The sequence below is a fragment of the Thalassobacillus cyri genome (assembly GCF_900107755.1).
Taxonomy (GTDB): domain Bacteria; phylum Bacillota; class Bacilli; order Bacillales; family Halobacillaceae; genus Thalassobacillus; species Thalassobacillus cyri.
Genome location: NZ_FNQR01000034.1, coordinates 1 through 1,282 on the forward strand (window position 1 = coordinate 1; position 1,282 = coordinate 1,282).

The 1,282-nt window shown below is 49.9% G+C and carries 9 tRNA genes and 2 rRNA genes; all 11 read right to left on the bottom strand.

Annotated features, from left to right (window positions below):
• Positions 1–65 (bottom strand): 16S ribosomal RNA (locus BLV00_RS21540); the annotation flags it as partial.
• 123 nt (positions 66–188) lie between these two features.
• A tRNA-Ala gene (locus BLV00_RS21545) sits at positions 189–264 on the bottom strand.
• A gap of 8 nt (positions 265–272) precedes the next feature.
• A tRNA-Pro gene (locus tag BLV00_RS21550) sits at positions 273–349 on the bottom strand.
• Positions 350–354: 5 nt separating this feature from the next.
• A tRNA-Arg gene (locus BLV00_RS21555) sits at positions 355–431 on the bottom strand.
• A gap of 11 nt (positions 432–442) precedes the next feature.
• Positions 443–531, bottom strand: a tRNA-Leu gene (locus BLV00_RS21560).
• A gap of 57 nt (positions 532–588) precedes the next feature.
• A tRNA-Gly gene (locus BLV00_RS21565) sits at positions 589–663 on the bottom strand.
• 5 nt (positions 664–668) lie between these two features.
• Positions 669–753, bottom strand: a tRNA-Leu gene (locus BLV00_RS21570).
• A 5-nt stretch (positions 754–758) separates the two neighbouring features.
• Positions 759–834, bottom strand: a tRNA-Lys gene (locus tag BLV00_RS21575).
• Positions 835–849: 15 nt separating this feature from the next.
• Positions 850–925, bottom strand: a tRNA-Thr gene (locus tag BLV00_RS21580).
• 152 nt (positions 926–1,077) lie between these two features.
• Positions 1,078–1,153: transfer RNA gene (locus tag BLV00_RS21585), tRNA-Val, on the bottom strand.
• Between the two features lie 11 nt (positions 1,154–1,164).
• Positions 1,165–1,278 (bottom strand): 5S ribosomal RNA (rrf, locus tag BLV00_RS21590).
• Positions 1,279–1,282: the final 4 nt, after the last annotated feature.

Genomic DNA, 1,282 nt, shown 5'->3' on the forward strand with positions numbered 1-1,282 from the left:
TCGACTTGCATGTATTAGGCACGCCGCCAGCGTTCGTCCTGAGCCAGGATCAAACTCTCCATAAAAGTTGAGTCTGTCTTGCTCATGTTTGCACTACTAAAGTGCGTTGTTTTATTTCCTCATATAATGAAGAAATTAATTTGACGTACTGGTTGGTTCGTTCAGTTTTCAAAGATCAAATAAATAATTGGTGGAGCCTAGCGGGATCGAACCGCTGACCTCCTGCGTGCAAAGCAGGCGCTCTCCCAGCTGAGCTAAGGCCCCGTAAGAAATGGTCGGGAAGACAGGATTCGAACCTGCGACCCCTTGGTCCCAAACCAAGTGCTCTACCAAGCTGAGCTACTTCCCGTAAAATGGCGCGCCCGAGAGGAGTCGAACCCCTAACCTTCTGATCCGTAGTCAGACGCTCTATCCAATTGAGCTACGGGCGCATATAAAGTTATGGTGCCGAGGGCCGGACTCGAACCGGCACGGTAGTTACCTACCGCAGGATTTTAAGTCCTGTGCGTCTGCCAATTCCGCCACCCCGGCTTGGCTCGTGTAAGTAATAAAGTGATGTTTAAAATCATATGATATTGAAGTGATTCTTGGAGCGGAAGACGGGATTCGAACCCGCGACCCCCACCTTGGCAAGGTGGTGTTCTACCACTGAACTACTTCCGCAAAAATGGTGCGGGTGGAGGGAGTCGAACCCCCACGCCGTAAGGCACTAGATCCTAAGTCTAGCGTGTCTGCCAGTTCCACCACACCCGCATAAGTGGTGAGCCATGAAGGATTCGAACCTTCGACCCTCTGATTAAAAGTCAGATGCTCTACCAACTGAGCTAATGGCTCAAGATTTATCAAGAATGGTGCCGGCCAGAGGACTTGAACCCCCAACCTACTGATTACAAGTCAGTTGCTCTACCAATTGAGCTAGACCGGCAAATTTAAATTGCAAACAGAAGTTTTATTGAATTATGCTCGTCTCGTTACCAGTTGATTCGGTGAAGCTTACGCTCCTCGCAAAGCCTACTCTGATGTAAGTCAAGGAAGTTTACGGCTTCTCTACCAATTGAGCTAGACCGGCAAATAAAATGGTGGAGGATGCAGGGTTCGAACCTGCGACCCCTTGCTTGTAAGGCAAGTGCTCTCCCAGCTGAGCTAATCCTCCAATATATAAAGGCTTGGCAGCGTCCTACTCTCACGGGGATAAACCCGACTACCATCGGCGCTGGAGAGCTTAACTGCTGTGTTCGGCATGGGAACAGGTGTGACCTCTCCGCTTTCGCCACCAAACCTT